We start from the raw sequence: 21,711 nt of genomic DNA, 5'->3' as shown, positions 1-21,711 counted from the left end.
TTTTTTAAAAGGTAACATTCAGTCCGAAAGTGTAAACTCTTGGGGTTGGCACAGGGTTTCCATTATTATCTGCCGTTTGGGGATCCCACTGGTTCCAGTTTGGTGCATATACCCCGAAATTGCTCACATTGGCATATACTTTTGCACTCTGCACCCTCAGTTTACCTAAAAATTCTTTCGGCAGGCTATAGGCAAGGGCAACAGTATTTAACCTGATGAACGAGCTTTTGCGGTAAGCATTAAAGGTTACACCACTTAAGCCAGAATTGAGGCGGGCATAGTCATTAATTGGGTTTCCAGGTGTCCAATAAGGTACTACATAAGAACTCGACCGGCCAAAACCCACACTTCCGGGCTGATTTTTGGCCTGGTTATCGGCCCTTAGCTGGCCCCAGCTTGAAATCAGCTGAAATGAAAAATCGAAATTTTTATAAATATTGAAATCGTTGCGTAACGACCAGTTGAACCGTGGGCTCCGGTAACCGATAAACTGTTTATCGAGATCGTTATAAACATAGTTTCCATCTACATCCAATAGCTTAAAATCGCCGGGTTTAATGCCTTTGTTAAATTTATTGGCTTCTGCTACTTCATTTTCCTGCCAAACGCCCAAAATTTTATATTCCCAGATCACGTCGATGTCCTTACCGATAAACCATCCGTTCCCAGGGTCATCATTCGGGGTTGCCAAAGCCACAATTTTATTGCGGTTAAGCGAAAAGTTAGCGGTAGTACTCCAGGTGATGTTACCCCCGGTGAAGTTTTTAGTGGTTAAGCCAAGCTCAAAACCCTTATTATTTACACGGCCCAAATTGGCAATCACATTTACATAACCCGATGCTGATGACAATGATTGGCCGATCAAGAGATCGGAGGTTTTTTTGTCATAAAGCTCAATCGATCCACTGATCCGGTTGTTTAAAAACCCAAAATCCAAACCGAGGTTTAAAGATTTCGTTTTTTCCCATTCCAGGTTAGGATTGCCCAGTCGGGAGCTGTTTACCACCGTATTTACTTCGCCCGGGGTACCACTGCTGTTAACAGATTGATATTTACCACCTGTTAAAGTCTGGATTGACACATAAGGATCGATGACATTATTTGCATCCCTGATCTCCCTGTTTCCATTAATACCGTAAGATAAACGCAGTTTTAAAAAGTCGATCCATTTAACCGGTTTCAAAAAGCTTTCTTCACTCAATGTCCAGGCTACCGCAGCGGCTGGGAAATTGGCACGTTTTTTTGAAGCCCCAAATGCGGAGTAACCATCTCTACGGATGGAACCGGTTAATGCATATCTGCCCTTATACGAATAATTAACCCTGGCCAATAAAGCATCACCCGTGTACACCTTATCATCGCTGCTCACGGTCGGTTTGTTCCCACTTTGAATATTGTGGTAACCCAGCACATCAGTTGGCGCAAAGCCCTCGTTGCTGGCTATGGTGTACCAGGTAGAATATTTTTCACCATTTACCAATAACGTTACATCCACATTATGATCGGTTGCAAAGGTTTTATTCCATTTTAACAGGTTATCCAGTTGCCAGTTGTACCTGGTTTCCTGTGCTCTTGAGGCTGAACCGCCCGGTACGGTAACATTCGGATTTTTAGAAGACAGGTGGTTAAACGTACGGTACTGATCTAGACCCGGACTAAAATTGGCCTGATAAGTAATGCCAAAAGGCAATTGTACCTTGGCGTAAATGCTGCCAAATAAGGTGCTCTGTTTTTGTAACCTCGAATTGTAAGTCTGATCAAGAAAAGGGTTACGTGCATTAAGACCATTATCATCTGTCGGGATTCTTCTTAAAGAACCGTCGGGATTATAGAAATCGCCATAGGGAGATAAATCCGGGAGTTGTGAAAACTGTGCTTCAATTGCCCCCTCGTCGCGATCGGCAAACTGCAGGTTCATTCCCAGGGTTAAAAATTTCGCTGCTTTACCTTCGAGGTTCAATCTGGTACGGAAAGTACTGAAACCGCCACCAGCAATAATGCTTTCGTTTTTAAGATACCCTAATGACATGTAATAGGAAACCTCTTCTTTTTTACCACTCAAACTCAGGGTATGGTCCTGGCGTTGCCCCGTAACAAAAAGCATGTCGTACCAATCGGTTGTTTTTCCGGCCAGATAATTCGCTTTTTCGTTGGCCAGCAACCCTAACCGGCTCAACCATAAGTCGGTTGGGTTGGTCGTGGTTTGTCCGTTTAACCATTGCGTTAAGGTTACGCCTTCTGGTAAGTTATTCGGATCGTTATAGATATAGGGTGGGTTAACACCTCCGCTGCGTTGCACATCGGCACGCCAGTTTAAAAAACCTGGCCCATCGTATACAGGTTGATCCTGTGCTAAAGTAGCCATACCAAAGTTTGTATTTACCGTAATGGTGGGCGCACCGCTTTTTCCCTTTTTAGTGGTAATGGCTACCACGCCTGTTGCTGCCTTTGCACCATACACGGCAAGTGAGCTGGCATCTTTAAGAACATCTACCGATTCGATATCATTTGGGTTTATATCAGACAGCTGACCGATAAAAATCACACCATCTAATACGATTAGTGGAGTTGTAGTACCGGTAAGGGTGGTTTTTCCACGTACCAATAGGTCTCCCCCGCCCTTGGCGCTATTGTTAAAACCTACGCTTAAACCTGGAATATTACCGCGGAGGATATCAGTAACACTATTTGGGTTTTCATTTTCAAGCTGGGTGGCTTTGATGCTGGAAACCGCACCGGTTACATCTTTTTTCTGTGCTGTACCATAACCAATTACCACTACATCGTTCAGACCCTGTGAGGCATCTTCTAAAGTAATGTTTATGGTGCTACGGCCATTCAAGGGCACTTCCTGCGTTGTGAAACCCACAAAGGTAAATATCAGTATCTGGCTGGTTCCTTCGGATTTAAGGGTGTATTTTCCCAAGGCATCGGTAAGTGTTCCTACCTGTGTATTTTTTAGTCTTACACTTACCCCTGGGAGGGTTACGCCCTTGCTGTCTTTAACTGTACCCACAATGGTAGTTTGGGCATAAGCGCTAAAACTTGCCAGAAGTGCGAGGAGTATTACCGCTAAAACTTTCGTTTTATCCTTATAGCTGCGCTTGAGGCATAAAAAAATACCTCTTTGGTTGTAAATTTTACTCATATCAATAGTTTAGTTAATGGTTAGTTTTTTATTTAGCCTTATTATGGGAAGAAAGGGCAAAATGTTTTCAGCATAGAGCGGGTATATCAGCCGGAAAAAAAATGAATAATACCAGCATAGTGGTATATGGATTGACTCGTAAACATAGTTTATTTGGTTAGACTTATTTTATCTAATATAAAAACGAGTGGGGTGAGATGTAAAAACAATAATAAGAATAAGCCCAAAATCTGCCCTAGCGTTAATTTACAACGATGTAATTAATTTGAGGATTCCATTAAATTGACGTTATTTCGAGTGGCATGCAAAGCAAGTCGAGAACCATGGAGTACTCAGCGAGCATAAATCTTTCTAGATAGATCTCTCTCCCGAAAACGCCGGACAGCGCTACAGTCGAGGACGACGATTCCAAGAGTCCTTATTTGTAACGAGGACTAACGAGATGTTCATTTGTAGTGCATAAATAGAAGAAAGGTGATAAAATCGTCTCTTCCAACTTCTTTACAAATGAGGAGGATAATCTAAAATAAAAACGGGTGCCTGAATATATACGGCACCCGTTTTTTAAATTAGATTTATGGTTGGTGTGACACCGACCACAAGGAATAAAGATATTATTTAATAACCCGGATTTGGAGTTAAATTAGGATTGTTCTTAATTTCTGGGGTAGGAATCGGGAACAGCAAATGTTTGGTCTGCAAAGGTTGATTTACACTTTTATTGATGTGACCAACAAAGTTATCGAAACCATTCGTGGTCTCATTATATACCTTACGCAGCCGAACCATGTCAAACCAGGTAATACCTTCATAACATAACTCATGCCAGCGTTCTCTCCAAACTGCTTCTTCAAACTGTGTTTGGCTTAAACCAGCCAAATCAGCCAGTTGTGCTCTTTTCCTGATGGCATTTACGGCCGTATAGGCTGCTGCATTCGGTGCTCCATCAGCCCTGTTCTGCGCTTCAGCATAAATTAATAAGGTTTCGGCAAAACGGATCTGCGGAATATTTAAATCACTTCTGCTGGTGCCCTCTACACCCAATGTTCCATTTGCAATTACATCAAAGTGTTTAAAAATATAAGGCTTGCCGCGGTTAATCAAAGGCAGTTTAAATCCATCGGTATAATAATCGGTAAAGAAATAACCATCCCTGTTTTTCGCCCTTAAATCGCCAGCTTCATAAGAACCATAAAAGCTCTGGGTTGGGATAGAGGTACCGATACCATCGATTTTAGAAACCAAAGGCTGGTGCAATGGCAAATAAGATGATTGTAACGGGTTACCTGCTCCGGCTGCATCATTGTATTGGATCCCGAAAAGGTGCTCCAGTTTATTATCGTTCTTGGCATCATGAATGGCGCCATAAGTAGTATATAAACCCAAACTACCTGCATTTGCTGCAGCATAATCAACAACTTCTTTCGCTTTATCAGCGGCCAACCTGTAATAGGCAGCACCTTTATTTAGCGGCTGGCCAGCCATGGTTAAATATACTTTTGCCAGTTCCGATTTAATGGCAGCGGTAGAAACACGTCCGCTTCCATCCATATAAGGCAATCCTGCTGCTTCTGCTGAAACCAGGTCATCCACGATCTGTTTGTAAACCTGTTCCTGTGGTGTTCTTGATGGTGAAAAATTAGGATCATTAGGACTGGTTATCGGCTTGGTGATTAAAGGCACATCGCCCCATAAACGCACCAGGTAGAAATAAGCCCAGGCCCTGATAAAAGAGGCTTCGCCTAAAATTCTTTTCTTCTGTGCAGCATCCATTGGGTTAATGCCAGGCACTTTATCCAAAACGAGATTGGTTTGCGCAATTACCTTATAAAAGCCGTTCCAGTTTTGGTTTATATGTAAATTGGTTCCGTCATAAATCAATGAATATAAGTTGTTAAGATCAGAATTCTGTGCCGTTTCGGTGGTCTGGATACCTGTTGGGGCATCGAGCATCTGCCAGTTGTTGGAGAAAATTCCCGCACCATTGCCTATAAACCTGATTTCCGAATAAACTGCCGCAATACCTGCTTCAGCATGTTCGGGCAAGGTATAAAAACTGTTTGGCGAAAGATTGGTTGGATCGGTTTCATCCAAAAACTTCTTACATCCCGAATTTCCGATGATAGCACCACCAAGCAATAACAGGGCAGCGATATTTTTTATATTTATTTTCATTTTAATATCCTTTCTTTAGTTAATATTATAATCCAATGTTTAAGCCCACCATGAAAGTTGTCGGTTTTGGATAATCGAAAAATGTTTGTCCCTGGGCAAATACATTCCCATAAGTGGTTACCTCAGGATCGTTACCGGTATATTTGGTGGCCAGGAAAAAATTCTGAACAGATGCATAAACGCGCAGCCTGTTTAAACGCAATTTTTCTACAAGCGTTTTATTGAAGGTATAACCAAGCAAAAGGTTTTTACCACGGATGAAAGAACCATCTTCCAGCCAGTGGGTATCCACGTTAGTTACATAACCAGCAGCCTGATCCCTGATGGCTGCAATCGGCGTATCCTGGTTCTGTGGTGTCCAGGCATTCAATACACTTGCAAAACTATTGGCCTGTACCTGTCTGTCTTCACCAGAGTGGTGTGTCATGTTCAATACATCGTTTCCATAAGAATATTGAAGTTCTACAATCAGGTCTAAATTTTTATAACGGAAGGAGTTAGAGAATGATCCCCATCCTTTTGGTGTTCCGTTACCGATAATCTGACGGTCGGCATCAGTAATGGCATGGTCACCGTTTACATCCAGGTATTTAATATCGCCCGGTAATAATGTTTTACCACCGCGGTAGCTTACATACTTTGCAGCTTCAGCCCTTTCAGCCTCGCTCCAGGTACCTAAACGTACCAATCCCCAGAACGAACCTACAGGCTCACCAACCCGGATAATACCCGTTTGGTTAGTGAAATTCGGGTTACCTACACCAAAAATATCATCCGGGGTAGCCAAAGAAAGCACTTTATTACGGTTAAGGGAGATATTGAAGGTTGTTTTCCAGGTAAAATCATCCGTTTGAATATTCACCGTATTGATGCCTAAATCCAAACCTTTGTTCTGCATCGAACCCACATTTTTTCTGATTACCGAAAAACCCGAAGTTCGTGGTACCGGCGCATCCAATAACATATCAGTTGTTTTTCTGTAGTAAAGATCGGCTTCTAAATTAATACGGTTGTTGAATAAACCCAGTTCCACGCCAGCATCAACCTGCGCGGTTTTTTCCCAAACCAGGTCAGGATTTGCCAGCCTGCCGATTCCGATTCCGGTTACCCTGGTATCGTTAATAATGGCCGAGTTGTTAACCAAAGTGGCCAGTGATTGATAAGCAGGGAGTTCAGAGTTACCGCTTAAGCCATAACTGGTCCTTAATTTTAAGTTAGAAATGGTTTTGTTTCCTTTAAGAAAATCTTCGTCTGAAGCTTTCCAGGCCAAGGCTGCCGAAGGGAAAAAGGCAAATTTATGGTTATCACCAAATTTCGACGATCCATCTACCCTACCGGTAACTGTTACGAGGTATTTGTCCTGAAAGGCATAATTTACCCTTCCAAAGTAAGAGTTAAAAGCAGAGCGGTTGCGACTCGACCCAACAGTGATGGATTTACTACCTGAACCCATATTGTTATTGCCGTAAAAATCGGTCACAAAGTTTTCGGCATGACTCGTATTGCTGAAGAAATTGGTAGCCTGCCAAGAAATACCCAATAAAGCATTAATGGCATGCGACTCGGCAAAACGTTTGTTATAGGTTAAGTAATTCTCTAACGACCAGAAAGTTTCCCTATCATTGGTTACGTTAGCCGTTCCGTTCTGCCCGTCAGAAATACCATATAATTGTTTAGCGTTGTACTCATTGATGTTACGGCTTACAATATTGGCACCCAACTGGGTACGGAATTCAAGATCCTTGCTGAAACTGATGGTCGAATAAACACTTCCCAATGAGGTTTGTGTTACCATGCCATAACGCTGATCAGTTAGAATATGAACCGGGTTAGAACCTCCTTCGGCCCATGGGATGAGTTTATTATCGCCCCATTTACCATCAGCTAGTTTTATAGGAAGGAATGGAAAAGCTTCAGTGATCATACGCACCGAGTTTAATCCACCTGTTCCCTGATCTACAATGTTTTCGTTTTGGTTATTGTAGCTTAAATTACCACCCACTTTTAACCAGGTTTTAATTTTACTTTCGAAATTAAATCTGCCCGAATAACGTTTTAAATAAGAATTTAACAAAAGTCCTTCATCATCGCGGTAGCCCACAAAAACCCCATAGGTATTGTTTTCGGTTCCACCTGTAAAACCTAACTGGTGATTTTGAGAAAGTTTATTCTGCGTAGATTCTTTTAACCAATCGGTATTATACAACGGGTTTCCGTTACCATCAAAAAACTGTGGCAAGGCAATTCTTGCTGCTTTAGGAACCGGTGTTGAAGCATAGTTTCCTGCAGCCCATCCTACCGGATCGTATACCTTTATGTTATCGTAAGCCAGATCCTGAACTTTTACATATTCATTCGCATCAAGCATTTTAACATGGTGTGCCGCTAAGGTATTGATTCCAAAATCAGCATCATAGGTAACGCGCTGCGAGTTGGACGTCCCTTTTTTGGTGGTGATCAAAATTACCCCGTTTGCACCTCTTGCACCGTAGATTGCGGTAGAAGAAGCATCTTTTAATACCTCTACCGATGCAATATCGCTGGGGTTGATAAAATCAATGGCGTTACTATTCTGTGTTTGGGTAGTTACCGGTAATGCAACCCCGTCTACCACATATAGCGGGTTGTTACTGGTATTGATGGAACTGAAACCCCTGATTTTGATATTGGTTTGTCCGCCTGGCCTCCCTGAGTTGGTATTTACCTGTACACCCGAAATACGTCCGGCCAATGCCTGGTTTAACGATGGTGCCGGGCGTTCTTGCAGTTCGCTGGCCTTTACCACCCCAACAGAACCGGTAAGGTCACTCTTTTTTACGGTACCATAACCGATTACCACAACATCATCCAGTTTACTGGCTTCGGCAACTGCCATTTTAACGCTCAGGTTGTTCTGCTCCCCTACTGTGACATCTTTGTTCTGATAACCCACGTACGAAAAGCGGATCACCTCGCCAGGATTGGCCTCGATACTGAATTTACCAGACTCATCTGTCACTGCTGTTTTACCCGATGTGATGTTTTTGATGCCAACCCCCGGGATAGGCAAGTTTTTTTCATCCAATACGGTTCCGGTGATTACTTTCCGGTTCTGAATGTGGCCAAAAGGCACATCCAAATCAGAAAGCCGCTTCGATTTTGCGGCAACCGGATTCATCGAAAATGCGGGACTGTTGAGCAGAAAAAGCACAGAAAGCCCTGAAATCTTGAGTAGATTGATTTTCATTTAGTTTTGCTTTAGTTAATGTTTAGTTAATTATCTATTATTCACCCCAATGGGTAAAACGTTTTATCAACTAGTCAAAACAGAATAGTTGACCTTGAATCATCAATAATTTAATCAGAAGGCTTTAGGCAATAGTCAACGGGGTAACCTGCAATTACGGATTTGGCAAAGGATAAACATACAGGGGTGTAAACTACACAAGGGTGCACTGCACAATACGAAGTAAATGTACCTGGGCTCTTCATTATATTTGGTTATGGATAAAACGATTTATCTACCCAATATTAACTATTTTACTACAAAATCAAGAATATTATTTTGTTTGTTAAGGCTTACTTTACCGTAATGATCGGAATACAGTATGATTATTTTTACAGACAATAAAATTTTTGAACAGACATACATACTAAAAATCAAAAAATATCGTTCCCTGGGCTAATGCTATGCAAGATTTAAGACTATTTTTAATTTTAGTTCAGAAAATCTGAGAAATTTTAAATTGGTTTAGTTTTTTTTTAAAAAAATCCTGACCATTTAGTTATCTCAACAAAATTGAAAGTTCTCCCCTCATTTGTAAATAAGCCTGTTGAATTTAAAAATCGAATTCACAATAAGCTTCCTTTGTGCTGTATTTTGGCACCTTTTTAATATGATCGTATTTTCCCAACGAGCCATATTTCCACCTATAACCACTTCTGCCATTGGTCAATACATGCATCCTGCCACGCAAATTATTGCATTGTATGTATTTTTCTATATAATCGAGCTCCTGCTCAATATTGCTATTCAGTAGTTTTTTATGGGTAATAATATGTGGTGTAATTTTTAATGTATAACGCCAGGGTTCAGTAAACACATACTTTACTTCCTGCCGGCGGGTTATAACATCATAAGTTTCTACTTGTGTAAAACATGCCTTTTCCTGTTCTGAAAGGTTTAATTTACTGCTTTGCCACAGATAGGGTGTAAGTTCGCGTAACGATTGCCTTCTGATCTCATAACCATACCTTCCCCTACGGCGTTTTTTCCGTTTGAAAGATTTATCGTGATGATGCTCAACTGTATTTATTTTATGGAGCAATGTGTTATAAAAGTCGGCCCTCGGGCTATGGGCAATGTCTGCCCTTAAAACAAAAAATCTTTTCCATCCTCTTTGATAAGGGCTTTCGAGCGGCACCATAGGTAGCATTCTTTGCTGCTCCCAAAGTTCGCTTCTCTTTTTATAGAGTCTGATTAATTGTTTATCCTGATCTGTTTTTACCAGACGTTTTTTTCTCCGCGCAGATTTAATTCTGTACGGCAGTTCATGTATGTCCATCGGACTTCCATTTAATTTTCTTTTAACTTGAATGTAGATCTCAATTCGTCCCTGAATAAGGATATACCCCTGGCCATGAAATTAAATGCAGCCCAGTAGTAAAACGGACACCGATTCGGGTGGTCAAAAAACTAAAGGAATTACATGATAATATCGCTTTTTAGGCGATGTGCGAAGGGGATGATATGTTGTAGTATGCTGTCATATTTCCTAAACATTAAAAAGATTGATCTATTAGGAACGCGGCAAAGATAATTAATTTTTAATAAATCATTTATTCGTTCTAAAAGGAGAATCGGAAAATAGAAGTATTTAAATAACTTCAACCCATCAATCGGGCATTTCAACCCTGCTTTTGCCCGTTTCAATCAGTAATCCGTTAGAACTTAAGCGGCAATTGGTATATTTGTGATGATGAAAGCGCAGCTGCCCATAAAACGGTTAAATCTTTTGAGTGGTTTACTTGCGGCCATCATTGGCATCATTTTTCATATTATCATTTCGCACAACTCAGATGACCCAAAAAAATATTTTTTCACTCTTTTTACGGTATTGGGTGTAATCACGGTTGGTTTTGCCAACGTGATTATCATGAGTATTTTGAGTAGATTCTACAAACCGCAATCGAAACAGTTCAAGGTGTTTAGATACGTGCTTACTTATCCCGTCAGTATTGCAATTTACCTTTTGGTATGGCCGATTATCGCCAGCGCTGCAAATCACCAATGGTTTTATAATGATGGCCGGCTGTTTCTGGCTTTTGTTGGATCTGGTATCGTTATTAACACCATGATTTTGGTACTCCACGATTCGGTTCTGCTTTACGAGCACAAGCTTTATTCGGAACTGGAACTTTCGAGATTGAAAACGGCCAATGCAGAGGCAGCCAACCTGTTACTTAAACAACAGATTCAGCCGCATTTTTTGTTTAACGCACTGAATACGCTTAAAGCTTTATACCACAGCGATACGGAAACTGCCGACACTTATATTGTGCACATGGCCAACTTTTTAAGGGCGTCGGTTTTTCGCCATACCTCAAATATCTCCGGTTTAAAAGAGGAACTCGAGCTTTTGAACGATTACCTGGCCATGCAGCGCATGCGTTTTGGCACTGCATTAAACTGCTCGATAGCGATACCTTACGAAGAAATAAAGGCGTACAATCTTCCCTCTTTTTCGCTGCAGCCTTTATTGGAAAATGCAATCAAGCACAATAATTTTACCCAGCAAGATCCCTTAAATATTACCATTGTACAGGCAGGTGACCGGTTGATTTTCAGCAATAATATCCAGAAGAAAAAAATAAAATTAGATTCTACCAGTTATGGCCTTGCCAACCTTGCCGAACGTTATAAGCTGTGCTGTGGAGATGACATTATCATAGAAGAAGATGAAAAATGCTTTTCTGTGAGCATTAAATTGTTAAAACATGAAGGTAGTAATTATTGAAGATGAGGAGGTGGTTGCGCATGATCTAGAATTGAACATCAGGAAACTGATGGGCAGTGAGACAGAACTCGTGCAGCTCCGATCCGTAAAAGAATCTATTGGTTACTTCAAATCTGCGGGCGCTCCCGATCTTATTTTTAGCGATATACAGCTTGGCGATGGACTCAGCTTTGAAATATTTGTTGCCCAGCCGATGTCGGTTCCGGTTATTTTCTGCACGGCTTATGATGAATATGCTTTGGATGCATTTAAAGCCAATGGAATAGATTATATCCTTAAACCTTTTACTATTGGGATGCTTGAAGCAGCACTTCAGAAATACAAAGATTTAAAAAGGGTATTCTCGGCCGATCAGACACCACAGTATGATGCTTTGCTCCAAATGCTCGGCGTTAAAGAAAAACATAAGGCCTCTTCCATCCTCGTACATTCAAAGGATAAAATAATTCCTGTAAAAATAGAAGATATTGCCATGTTCTACGTGAAAAACGAGATTACACATTTAATCACTTTTTCTGGCACCTGTTATTATCCCAATAAGAACCTGGATGAACTCGAAAGATCGTCAGGCAGTTATTTTTTCAGGGCGAACAGGCAGTTCCTCATTTGTCGAAAAGCCATCATTGATGTGTCGAGTTTCTTTTCCCGAAAACTCTCTGTAAACCTCAATATAGCCTTTGATGAAAAGGTAATTGTTAGTAAAGGTAAAGCTTCACAATTTCTGGAATGGCTAGCGAAGGTATAATTACTTGAGTATAATTAATAGTTGGGTCGTCATTTCTACCGAAGTGGCGAAAATTTTTTAAACTTCACTTCGATCCCGAAGATTCGGGAAGAAATCTTTGGATCTTGTTAAAAGATCTCTCCATTCCGTTGCACTACATCCGATAGCAATCGGATCCAGATGACGACCGATTATGCAATAGCCTTTAAGATTCCCGCCTGCGCGGGAAAGACAACCTTTCTATCAGAATTTATCATTAATAACATCAATTTCTTTCAAAATTTTCAATGGCTTAACTGTTACGTTCAGTCCCTATTTTGCCCGTTTCGGCATCATTTAGCTTGAGGCTAAAGGATATAAAATCCACCTTTGACCAAAGAAAAAATTAATGGTCGTGACGGCCCAAAAAAAATTAAAGAAAAGATAATGAAAAAGTTAATCCTAGTTTGTATTTGTTTTGTTTTAGTATCTACAGGTGCTTATAGTCAGAGTATGATGAAAAACATTGTTAACCGTCTAAGTTTTGGACTAAAGGGAGGTGTAAATTACAGTGATTTTACCGATGCTAATTTCGAAACGGAAGGCCTGGTTGGTTTTCATGCAGGAGCCATTGTAAATTTTAGAATTTCGGAGGGTTTCTCTGTACAGCAAGAATTCTTGTTCTCTACCCAGGGCGCAAAAACAACCAACAGCAATTTTGGTGGACAGGACATCAAGCTTTATTATGCAAGTGTTCCGGTTTTATTGAAATACAAAACAAAATTTGGCCTGTATGTTGAAGCCGGTACCCAGGTTGGTTTCCGCGTTAAAGAAGATTTAGAAGGTTTAAATGGCAATAATTTCTCTAAAAAGCTCGATATAGGTGCTGTGGGTGGTATCGGCTTCCAAACCAAAAGCGGTTTTGGTATTGGGGCCAGGTACATTGCAGGCTTACAAAAAGTAGGCGACTTTAAACTGGGGAATATTAGTCCTGACTTGAAAAACAATGTTGCACAGGCGAGTTTGTTTTACATGTTCTAATTCCACAATATTTCCAATCCAAATTTAACATTGCAAAACCGGTTATTTCATCGTAACCGGTTTTTGTATAAATAAAAAAAACGCAGAGGCATCCACCATCTGCGTTTAGTCATTAACTATCTATCAATTACACTAACTTAATGTAAAAGTTCTTTAAGCTTTAGCTCAAGGGCATCACCCCTTAAATTGCTTGCAACTATTTTTCCAGTGGGATCTATCAGAAAATTTGCGGGCAGGCTTTTAACGCCATAGATTTCTGCAGCTGCACCACCGGTTGTTTTTGGATCGTTTAATTGCAACCAGGGTAATTTATCCTGCTCTACAGCCATTAACCAATTTTCTTTCGAACTGTCCATTGATAAACCAACAATGGTAAAGCCTTTATCTTTATAATGATTATAGGCGCTGATTAAATTTGGATGTTCTTTTCTGCACGGCATACACCAACTTGCCCAAAAATCGATCAGCACATATTTACCCTTAAAATCAGCTAACGTAAATCGTTTACCATTTTTATCAGCTAAAGAAAAGTTTGCCGCAACAGCACCGTTTTTGGTATTTACCGCCGCATCAATAAAGGTTTTAATCCGTTTGCCATAACTGCTCTGTTGCACCTGATTAGTTAACAATTTGAAATTTAGCGCTGCTTTTGGCCTATCGGGATAGGTTACATAAAGATCTAAAATAGCAATGGCGGCGGCAATTTGGCCTGGATGTGCATGAACGAATGTGGAAAGCACACTGTCTTTAAAGATCTGCTGTTTTGAAACAAAATCTTTGGTTGCTTTTTTATCGTTTTCTTCATCGCCGGTAGGTTTCGGTTTTTTATCTGGCGAAGCGTAAAGTGCGGTTTTGTATGCGTTTAAAAGATCGTTTTCTTTCGATCCGGAGAGGTTCAGTTCGTAAAACTTTCCGATTTCGCCATTAATGGTAACCGAACCTTTTTCGAGCACAAATATGTTAATCTGTTTGTTAACAGAATTGGACAATGTACAGCGCACCGATTCTGTAACAGCTATTTTCCTCGAAAAAATGCCTTTATCTGCCTGAACAGAATCTTGATAAAGCACATCGTTTAATTCGTAAGAAAATATGATTTTCCCATCATTTAGTCCCTCAATATTTGCCGCTACATGCGCGGTAGACTGCGCATGTAGATCAGCAACAAAAACTAAGGCAATAATAAGGATACTTAGTAGTTTATATCGTTTTTTCATCAGTAGATCATTTGTTTTTTAAAGGCGATGTAATTAATCTTAGTAATTCAAACCCGGGATAGGCGATTCCGTTAGAATCTTATCCAGCATCTGTTTTAAATAAGCCAAATGGATCTTACTATCGTTATCTGCCGTTCTGGCGATTGCAGCACCGATATCTTTGCGTAAATCTTTCAGGTGTGCCAGGGCCAATGGTTTCACATTGGAGTAGAGTAAAATCTCGGTCGGAGTTACGCCGGCCAGGATATTATCAAGTGAGCCCTGTAGTGCAAAACGTTTATTATACATGGTGATAATACTGCCCACATACATTTTTTGCAGGCTACGGCGGTAAGAATCGATTGGTTTGCCTGTTTTTATCTCAGAAAAAATGCCGTTTTTCAGATCATTTAACCATTGTTGCGGCGAGTAAGCACCTTTACCATAATCGCGCTGATTGATCATCAAACGGTAAAGACGGCTTTGTGAGGTTACCGAAGCAATAATGCCCTGCTGCATTACCTCAACTTCTCCAAAACCATATTTCGGATCAATTTTATTCAGGATCTGCTCATTTAACAACCATTTAGGTGTAGTGAAAATCTGATCGTTGATGAATTTGACCGCCTCTTTTTGTTTTGCTAAACTTATAGGCTGATACACTGCACCAGGCTGATCGTAGGTTCTCTCAGTAGTCATTACCCCACCCAAATTTTTGATTACATGGTACGAGTAGCGGCTAAGTTGCCCCACAGCTTCTTTATACATTTCTTTTAGATCGGTATAATCTTCGCCGTCTTCTCTTGTCCAGTTAATTAACTGTGGAACAATCCGTTTCAGGTTTTTAATTCCGTATTCGCTTGCTTTTATGGCATCATCACCTAAATCTTCTGCCTGAGAACGTGGATCGTAATCCTTTCCTTCTCCGCCAAACCAAAGCCTTTTATTTGCCGCTAAACTGTCGATGGTCATTTTATTTAAGATCTTTTTATCTGCTTCGGCACTGGCAGTACCAAAAATCGGTTTATATCCCCATTGGATGGCCCATTTATCATAATCGTTGATGCGCGGAAAAATTCCAGCTTCGCTAACATGGTCTTCAGGCTGTGCCACATAATTGAAACGTGCATAATCCATTATGGACGGTGTATGTCCATGAGCTTCTACCCATTTTTTATCCCTTAATTTTTCGACAGGAACAGTGCTGCTGGCCCCCATGTTGTGGCGTAAACCCAAGGTGTGACCAATTTCGTGCGAAGAAACAAATCTGATCAACTGCCCCATTAATTCATCGTCGAATTTGTTTTTGCGGGCTTTAGGATCAATTGCACCCGCCTGGATCATATACCAGCGGTGTACCAGGTTCATTACATTGTGATACCAGCCAATATGGCTCTCTAAAATTTCACCAGTACGTGGATCGGCAATGTTTGGCCCGTAAGCATTTTGTTGTGGTGAGGCAAAGTAACGGATCACCGAGAAACGGGCATCGTCTAAACTCATGGTGGTATCGGCTTCAGGCCATTCTTTACCTACAATTGCATTTTTGAAACCTGCCTGCTCAAATGCTTTTTGCCAATCGTTTACACCGGCAATTAAAAACGGACGCCATTTTTTGGGTGTCGCCGGATCAATGTAATACACAATCTGTTTTTTGGGTTCTACCAGTTCGCCTCTTTTAAACTTTTCGATATCCTCTTCTTTGGGTTCTAATCTCCAGCGGTGGATAAAAGCTTCCTGTTCTACTTTTTGCTGATCATCCTTATACCTGATGTTTGCACTGGCAAAAAAGCCAACACGGGCATCGTACATTCTTTTTCTCATCCTGTTTTCAGGAAGCATCACAAAAGAGGTATTCATGCCCAAAGTAACTGCTCCAGCTTCGCTCGCGGCCGGTAAACGCCCTGTAGCAGTATAGGTACGGATGCTCTTTACCTCGGTATTGATCGGGAAACTTTTAACACTTTCGATATAGGAACGGTCGGCCATTTGCATGCCCAAACCATAAGCTTTTTTGTTTTCGGCATCAAATGATAATAATGGCGTTTCGCTGATCAGGAAATCGGTTACATCGATCACCACTGATGAGGAATCTTTACCCTTTGCTTTGATCGGAAAGGCGGCCATAATCGGGTTTAAATTCGAACTGGCAACTGCTTTAGAAATCATATCGGTTGAATCGGCAATGCTCACCGTAGCAGATACTTTTAAAAACAATTTATTGTTTGGTCCTAATTCCCAATACACAATGCGCGCACTTACCTGCTCGCCACCATAATTGCCAGCACCAGGGGTCGATTTACTCAAACGGTTTACCGAAAGGATTTCTTTGTTCAATAACTGGTTTGGGATTTCGAAAAAGTATCTGTCATTCAGTTTATGTACCGTAAACAGTCCTTTTTGGCTAACGGCTTTGGGGGTAATCACTTCACCATAAGGCTTAATTACATTTTTAAGGGAATCGGCCTTAGGTTTTGGAGTTGCAGCAGTGGTTGCCGTTTTTGCCTGAACCTTTTTCTTTCTGAATACGCTACACGATTGTACGGAGGCTCCGAGCATGCCGATGGCTAAAGCCAGGTAAAAATACCTGACTTTAAATTGATTTTTGTTGTTCATTTTCTTATTTAGTAACCTGTATTTTGAGTGAGATTATAATTTGCATCAATTGCCGTCTGCGGAATAGGCAAGAGCTTTGATTTTGGGGTGTAACTTGTTTTTATGGCACCAAGAACGGCATCTGCCTGGCCGGTACGTTTTAAATTATACCAACGGAAAGCCTGTTCGCAGAAAAATTCTTTGCGGTTTTCCAGTGCAATGTCGTTAATCAGAGTAGCAGCATCGGTAGCCGTTGTCAGGGTTGCCCCAGCCCTGGCTTGAATGGCATTTAAATCGCTCAGTGCGCCGGATAAATTAGCGCCCATTCTTGCCCTGGCTTCGGCACGGATCAGGTATTGCTCTGCCAAACGTAATACCACCTGGTATTCGGTAATGCCGGCTGCCACGGCAAGTGCCTGTGTGCGGTATTTATATTTGAACGGAAGCGTATAAACATCACCTGCAAATGTGGCATTGGTCATCCAGCTTATCCTGCGCTGATCGGTTGTGGCAAATAACTGTACCAAACGCTGATCTATTCTATAAAAATAGGTAGTTAATGTAGTGGCTGATGATGGCAGCAAGGTAGCGGCTTCGTTGGTATACTGGCTGGTAGCCGCCACTGGTGGTGGTGTTTGCCAGATACTTTCTGCACTGTTTTTAACGAACAATGCAGTACCCATGGTAGCCTTTGGTATTAAACTATAAAGGGATGAAGCAATTACTTCTGATGCATTGCTTTCGGCGGCAGCGTAATTATTGGTAAAAAGATACACTCTTGCCAGCAAAGCAGCCGCAGCAAATTTATTAACGCCTATGCGATCGCTCACCGTGGCAGAATAATCACTTAATAAGTTTGCTTTTGCATCGGTTAAATCAGCAATAATCTGTGTATAAATATTAGCTGTAGTTTCTCTTGGTAAAAAAGCGGTAATGTTTGGATCGGTAACCAAAACTAAAGGCACATCGCCAAAGCTATTAATTAGGTTGAAATAGCAATAGGCACGTATAAATTTAGCTTCGGCCATATATTGTTTTTTAATCTGTTCGGATGCACCTGTTGAGTTCTGCAAGCCTAAGATAATGGCATTGGCGCGGTAAATAACCGTATACCACTCAGAAAATAATGTAGGAGGATTAGTGCTAAGTACTGAATAAGTATTATTATTAAATTCCTGAATACCCCCAACATTAGATAAATAAAGCAGATCATCTGCCTGCAGAGCACTGTAAATGGTGAGGTTTGAAGATTGTATTGTGGTTTGCGCTAAAGTACTGAACATGGCCGATCGGGCACTTGTAGCCAGTTTATCAGAAGCAAATACCTGATCGGTAGTTACCTGGTTCAGCGGCGGATCAATAGCAATCAGTTTTTCGCAGCCTGTGGTGATCACCACAGTAAGGCCCATTATAACGGCCAGTATTTTATATATCGATTTTGACATGATATTTAAGATTTAAAAGGTGAATTGTAAACCGGCAGTTATGGTGCGTAGCGGTGGTGTAACAACGCCCTGCGATTCGGGATCAAAGCCTTCGTAATTTGTGATGGTAAATAAATTCTGTCCCTGAGCATATACCCTGATATTCGTCCCTCCGGTTTTGGAGATCCATTTGGTTGGCAGGGTATATGATAAACTCACATTTTTTAGCCGGATAAATGAAGCATCTACTACAGAAGCATCAGATCCCGTATAATAAGAATAAGCCAGATAAGCGGCAGATCCGGCGGCACCACGGGTACCGGCAGAAACGAGGTAATCCTGCGAGCCTAATGCCAGATAATCATTCACTACACTTAAAGCCGCATTGCTGAAATATCCTGGAGGATAGAATGAAGAAGTCAACAAACTTCTGCCCTGCTGTTTAACAAACTGAAAAGTAAAATCGAGTGTAAACTTTTTATACGAGACATTATTGGTTAAACCGCCATAAAATTTAGGATATGAAGTACCTGCAAAATAACGGTCGCCACGGCCCGTTGCCGCAAAACCAGTAGTTGGACTGTTTATCCCGCCAACCCCGTTAAAATCGGTAAATGATGGCAGGTTGGTAATTGGGTTAATACCAGCATACTGGTATACATAATAGGAGCTGATCGGGTTACCCACAATGTAGGTACCATAATAAGATGATTTCTCAATATCAGGAAATGACAACAGCTTATTGTGGTTTTGGCTGATGTTGAAAGAACTCGTCCAGCTAAAATCTTTAATTTTAATATTGGTACTGGTTAAAGATAGTTCCCAGCCAGAATTTTGAACCGTTGCCGGCAAGTTACTTTGGTAACCTGAGAAACCGGTCTGCGTACTTACAGTTTGGGTAATCAGCTGGTTGCTGGTTCTGTTACGGTAGTAGGAAGCACTAAGCGACAAACGATCTTTAAAAAAGGCTAAATCTAAACCGATATCCAGTTTTTTAGTCTCTTCCCATTTAAAATTAGGGTTGGCCAGGCGAGATGGATTTAAACCTGTAGATCCGGCATAAACATAAGTAGAGGCCGTGTAAGAATCGAAATAGCCGTAATCGCCGATATCATCGCTCCCTACAATACCATAACTACCGCGCAGTTTACCAAAACTAAACCAGCTCAGGTTATCTTTAACTAATTTTTCTTCAGAAAACAACCAGGCCGCACCTACCGAACCAAAATTGCCAAATTTGTTATTTGGCCCGAACCGCGAAGAACCATCCCTTCTGAAATTCGCATTCAGAATATATTTGTTCTCAATGTTATAATTTACGCGTCCGAATAACGATGCGTATTTGTAATCAACAGAACTACTGGTGGTACTCACGGTACTTGCCGCAGTAGAGGTTCTTAAAAAATCATCAGATGAAAAGCCTGTGGCCGATGTGCTATAAGGCATTTTAGATTGCTTAAACTGATAAGATCCCCCAAGCAGTGTATTTAAGGTACCTTTCCAGATTTTTCTGGTGTAGGTTAGCTGTGGCTCAGCAATGTAGTTATTGGTAAAATTATAAACATAACTGGCTGTACCAGAAGTTGGATTAAAGTTTGGATTGAGCGAAGTTAATGGCCTCAAAGCAATCTGTGTCATATCTGTTTTGCTGTAACCTAAATTGGCCTTAATATCCAGTCCTTTTAAAATATTGTACTTAATGGCCAAATTGCTTAACAGGTTAGAGGTACGGTTATCGTTGGTCTGGTTTAAATAAGCCAGGGGGTTGCTAATGCCACCATCCCAGTTAAAACTTCCGTCTGCTTTGTACAATGGAAAATTCGGTGGAAGCGAATAGGCCCAGCTCGCTAAATCGGTAGTAGAAATATTGTTCTTATCAGTAGAATACATGGCCGATAGCGACAGGTTAAAACGTTGGTTAAACGAAGTATGGTTTAAATTAAACTTCGCACCACCTCTTTGGTACCCCTGAGCACCCGGGTAAACATTGTTTTCTTTATGGTAGGTACCACTCAGGTAGAAATTATTTTGGTTATCGCCACCAGACAAACTCGCATTAACATCGTGGGTTTTGGCGGTATTGCCTAACATGTACCTTTGAAAATCAGTATAACCATTCTGGTCCCAAACCAATAAATCGGGCGCAGTAGTTACACTTGGAGCAGCCGGATTAGTAGTATTGTTGGCGAAAGCTTTCCTTCTTAAGGCCAGGTATTGTTCAGTACCAACGGTTTCTACAAAATGAGATACGTTTGAAACGCCTGTAGAAGCATTTAGATTGAACTTGGTAGCGCCGGCTTTTCCTTTTTTTGTAGTGATTAATATTACCCCATTACCACCCCTTGATCCGTAAATTGCCGTAGCATCTGCATCTTTTAAAACTTCAATATTATCAATATCATCAGGATTTATACTATTCATCGGACTAGTATTCCCTTCTGCGGATGGCAATGTAGAACCCAAAGCGGCGGTATTAATCGGCTCAGAAAGAAAAGGAACTCCATCAATGATATACAAGGGGCGGTTTGCCTTTACCCCGTTTACTCCGATGGCATTTGCGCCCCTGATTTGAACATTGATACCAGCTCCCGGCAATCCATTAGTCTGTGTAACGGTAACACCCGGCAAACGACCTTGTAATGCCTGTAGTACATTGGTTACTGGTTGGTCTTCCAGTTCTTTTGCGCTTATGCCAGCCTGCGAACCTGTATTTAAACGTCGAGTGGTAGTGCCATAACCGATCACCATTATTTCATCAAGTTTGGCCGGATCGAGAATCATTTTCACCGTTAATGTTGAAGTAGCGGTTACCTCGATGGTTTTATATCCCAGGTATGACAAAACAAGTGTGGGATAATCGTCGTTTGCTGCAATATAAAACCTCCCCCCATTGCCACTTACGGTGTACCGGTTGGTTCCCTTTAATTTTATACTTACGCCAGGAAACGGCTGTCCGCGCTCATCAAGCACTACACCCGTAACCGTAATGTTATCAAAATAGCTTTTTACTTTATCTAAAAGTCCTTCTTCTTTAATAATGATAGTTTTATCCTCGATAATAAAACTCAGTGACTGATTGGCCAGGCAACGTTTTAACACTTCGCTTAGCGCTGCATTGTTTACATTGATATTGATAGGTGCCGATTTGGCAAGTAAATCCTGATCGTATATAAAATCGTAACCGGTTTGTATCCTGATGATTTTGAACACATCGGTAAGATTTGCATTTTTTTGATTGATTGTAACCCGCTGGGCGAGTGTGGTTGCACTTACCTGCATCATAATAGCCAATAATAAGAACGTAGTTACACGCATAATCAGCAGGATTTTTTGGACAGGACCAGACGGCCTACCCGGTTTGTTTGGGTAAAATTTGTACATTTGTTTGGTTTTTAAGTTGAATAGTCAGTCGATTGATTTATGGCTTTAGAAA

At 41.1% G+C, this 21,711-nt stretch carries 11 protein-coding genes; 3 read left to right on the top strand and 8 right to left on the bottom strand.

The genetic code is table 11. The features are described 5' to 3' along the window. Positions 1–4 precede the first annotated feature (4 nt). The 4 genes from H9L23_RS01465 to H9L23_RS01450 all read right to left on the bottom strand — a co-directional run bounded on the left by H9L23_RS01465 (position 5) and on the right by H9L23_RS01450 (position 9,867). On the bottom strand, positions 5–3,148 hold the full coding sequence (locus H9L23_RS01465) for a SusC/RagA family TonB-linked outer membrane protein (RefSeq protein ID WP_187593332.1): 3,144 nt from the start codon (positions 3,146–3,148) through the stop codon (positions 5–7). Between the two features lie 618 nt (positions 3,149–3,766). Further along, a complete protein-coding gene (locus H9L23_RS01460) occupies positions 3,767–5,323 on the bottom strand; it encodes a RagB/SusD family nutrient uptake outer membrane protein (RefSeq protein WP_187593330.1) in 1,557 nt (518 codons plus the stop codon). A 25-nt stretch (positions 5,324–5,348) separates the two neighbouring features. Further along, positions 5,349–8,549 carry a SusC/RagA family TonB-linked outer membrane protein gene (locus H9L23_RS01455; protein WP_223191023.1) on the bottom strand — a complete coding sequence of 1,067 codons (3,201 nt, stop codon included), beginning with the start codon at positions 8,547–8,549 and terminating at the stop codon, positions 5,349–5,351. Between the two features lie 592 nt (positions 8,550–9,141). After that, the gene (locus H9L23_RS01450) at positions 9,142–9,867 is read right to left on the bottom strand and encodes a hypothetical protein (protein WP_187593328.1); all 726 of its coding nucleotides are present in this window, start codon (positions 9,865–9,867) and stop codon (positions 9,142–9,144) included. A 411-nt stretch (positions 9,868–10,278) separates the two neighbouring features. On the opposite strand from H9L23_RS01450, the gene H9L23_RS01445 reads away from it, so the two are divergent. From H9L23_RS01445 to H9L23_RS01435, 3 genes are all read left to right on the top strand, one after another. Continuing rightward, positions 10,279–11,319 carry a sensor histidine kinase gene (locus tag H9L23_RS01445; RefSeq protein WP_246474806.1) on the top strand — a complete coding sequence of 347 codons (1,041 nt, stop codon included), beginning with the start codon at positions 10,279–10,281 and terminating at the stop codon, positions 11,317–11,319. Continuing rightward, on the top strand, positions 11,300–12,064 hold the full coding sequence (locus H9L23_RS01440) for a LytR/AlgR family response regulator transcription factor (RefSeq protein WP_187593326.1): 765 nt from the start codon (positions 11,300–11,302) through the stop codon (positions 12,062–12,064). The genes H9L23_RS01445 and H9L23_RS01440 overlap by 20 nt, the downstream gene beginning before the upstream one ends. 405 nt (positions 12,065–12,469) lie before the next feature. Then, positions 12,470–13,063, top strand: coding sequence for a porin family protein (locus H9L23_RS01435; RefSeq protein WP_187593324.1), 594 nt, complete (start codon positions 12,470–12,472; stop codon positions 13,061–13,063). A 137-nt stretch (positions 13,064–13,200) separates the two neighbouring features. Here H9L23_RS01435 and H9L23_RS01430 read toward each other — a convergent pair whose 3' ends face one another. Genes H9L23_RS01430 through H9L23_RS01415 form a run of 4 tightly spaced genes read right to left on the bottom strand, consistent with a single transcriptional unit; the run spans position 13,201 to position 21,659 of the window. Then, complete coding sequence (locus H9L23_RS01430) at positions 13,201–14,280, bottom strand: TlpA disulfide reductase family protein (RefSeq protein ID WP_187593322.1); 1,080 nt, start codon at positions 14,278–14,280, stop codon at positions 13,201–13,203. A gap of 39 nt (positions 14,281–14,319) precedes the next feature. Next, positions 14,320–16,875 carry a zinc-dependent metalloprotease gene (locus tag H9L23_RS01425; RefSeq protein ID WP_187593321.1) on the bottom strand — a complete coding sequence of 852 codons (2,556 nt, stop codon included), beginning with the start codon at positions 16,873–16,875 and terminating at the stop codon, positions 14,320–14,322. Positions 16,876–16,883: 8 nt separating this feature from the next. After that, positions 16,884–18,299, bottom strand: a complete 1,416-nt coding sequence (locus H9L23_RS01420; RefSeq protein ID WP_187593319.1) for a RagB/SusD family nutrient uptake outer membrane protein — start codon at positions 18,297–18,299, stop codon at positions 16,884–16,886. A 12-nt stretch (positions 18,300–18,311) separates the two neighbouring features. Further along, positions 18,312–21,659 carry a TonB-dependent receptor gene (locus H9L23_RS01415; RefSeq protein WP_187593317.1) on the bottom strand — a complete coding sequence of 1,116 codons (3,348 nt, stop codon included), beginning with the start codon at positions 21,657–21,659 and terminating at the stop codon, positions 18,312–18,314. Between the last annotated feature and the right edge of the window lie 52 nt (positions 21,660–21,711).

This window comes from Pedobacter roseus (assembly GCF_014395225.1).
Classification (GTDB): domain Bacteria; phylum Bacteroidota; class Bacteroidia; order Sphingobacteriales; family Sphingobacteriaceae; genus Pedobacter; species Pedobacter roseus.
This window is presented reverse-complemented; position numbering and strand designations above follow the sequence as displayed.

Coding starts and splice junctions, on each gene's coding strand:
- H9L23_RS01465 (WP_187593332.1), bottom strand. CDS start 3,148: ATGAGTAAAATTTACAACCAAAGAGGTATTTTTTTATGCCTCAAGCGC.
- H9L23_RS01460 (WP_187593330.1), bottom strand. CDS start 5,323: ATGAAAATAAATATAAAAAATATCGCTGCCCTGTTATTGCTTGGTGGT.
- H9L23_RS01455 (WP_223191023.1), bottom strand. CDS start 8,549: ATGAAAATCAATCTACTCAAGATTTCAGGGCTTTCTGTGCTTTTTCTG.
- H9L23_RS01450 (WP_187593328.1), bottom strand. CDS start 9,867: ATGGACATACATGAACTGCCGTACAGAATTAAATCTGCGCGGAGAAAA.
- H9L23_RS01445 (WP_246474806.1), top strand. CDS start 10,279: ATGATGAAAGCGCAGCTGCCCATAAAACGGTTAAATCTTTTGAGTGGT.
- H9L23_RS01440 (WP_187593326.1), top strand. CDS start 11,300: ATGAAGGTAGTAATTATTGAAGATGAGGAGGTGGTTGCGCATGATCTA.
- H9L23_RS01435 (WP_187593324.1), top strand. CDS start 12,470: ATGAAAAAGTTAATCCTAGTTTGTATTTGTTTTGTTTTAGTATCTACA.
- H9L23_RS01430 (WP_187593322.1), bottom strand. CDS start 14,280: ATGAAAAAACGATATAAACTACTAAGTATCCTTATTATTGCCTTAGTT.
- H9L23_RS01425 (WP_187593321.1), bottom strand. CDS start 16,875: ATGAACAACAAAAATCAATTTAAAGTCAGGTATTTTTACCTGGCTTTA.
- H9L23_RS01420 (WP_187593319.1), bottom strand. CDS start 18,299: ATGTCAAAATCGATATATAAAATACTGGCCGTTATAATGGGCCTTACT.
- H9L23_RS01415 (WP_187593317.1), bottom strand. CDS start 21,659: ATGTACAAATTTTACCCAAACAAACCGGGTAGGCCGTCTGGTCCTGTC.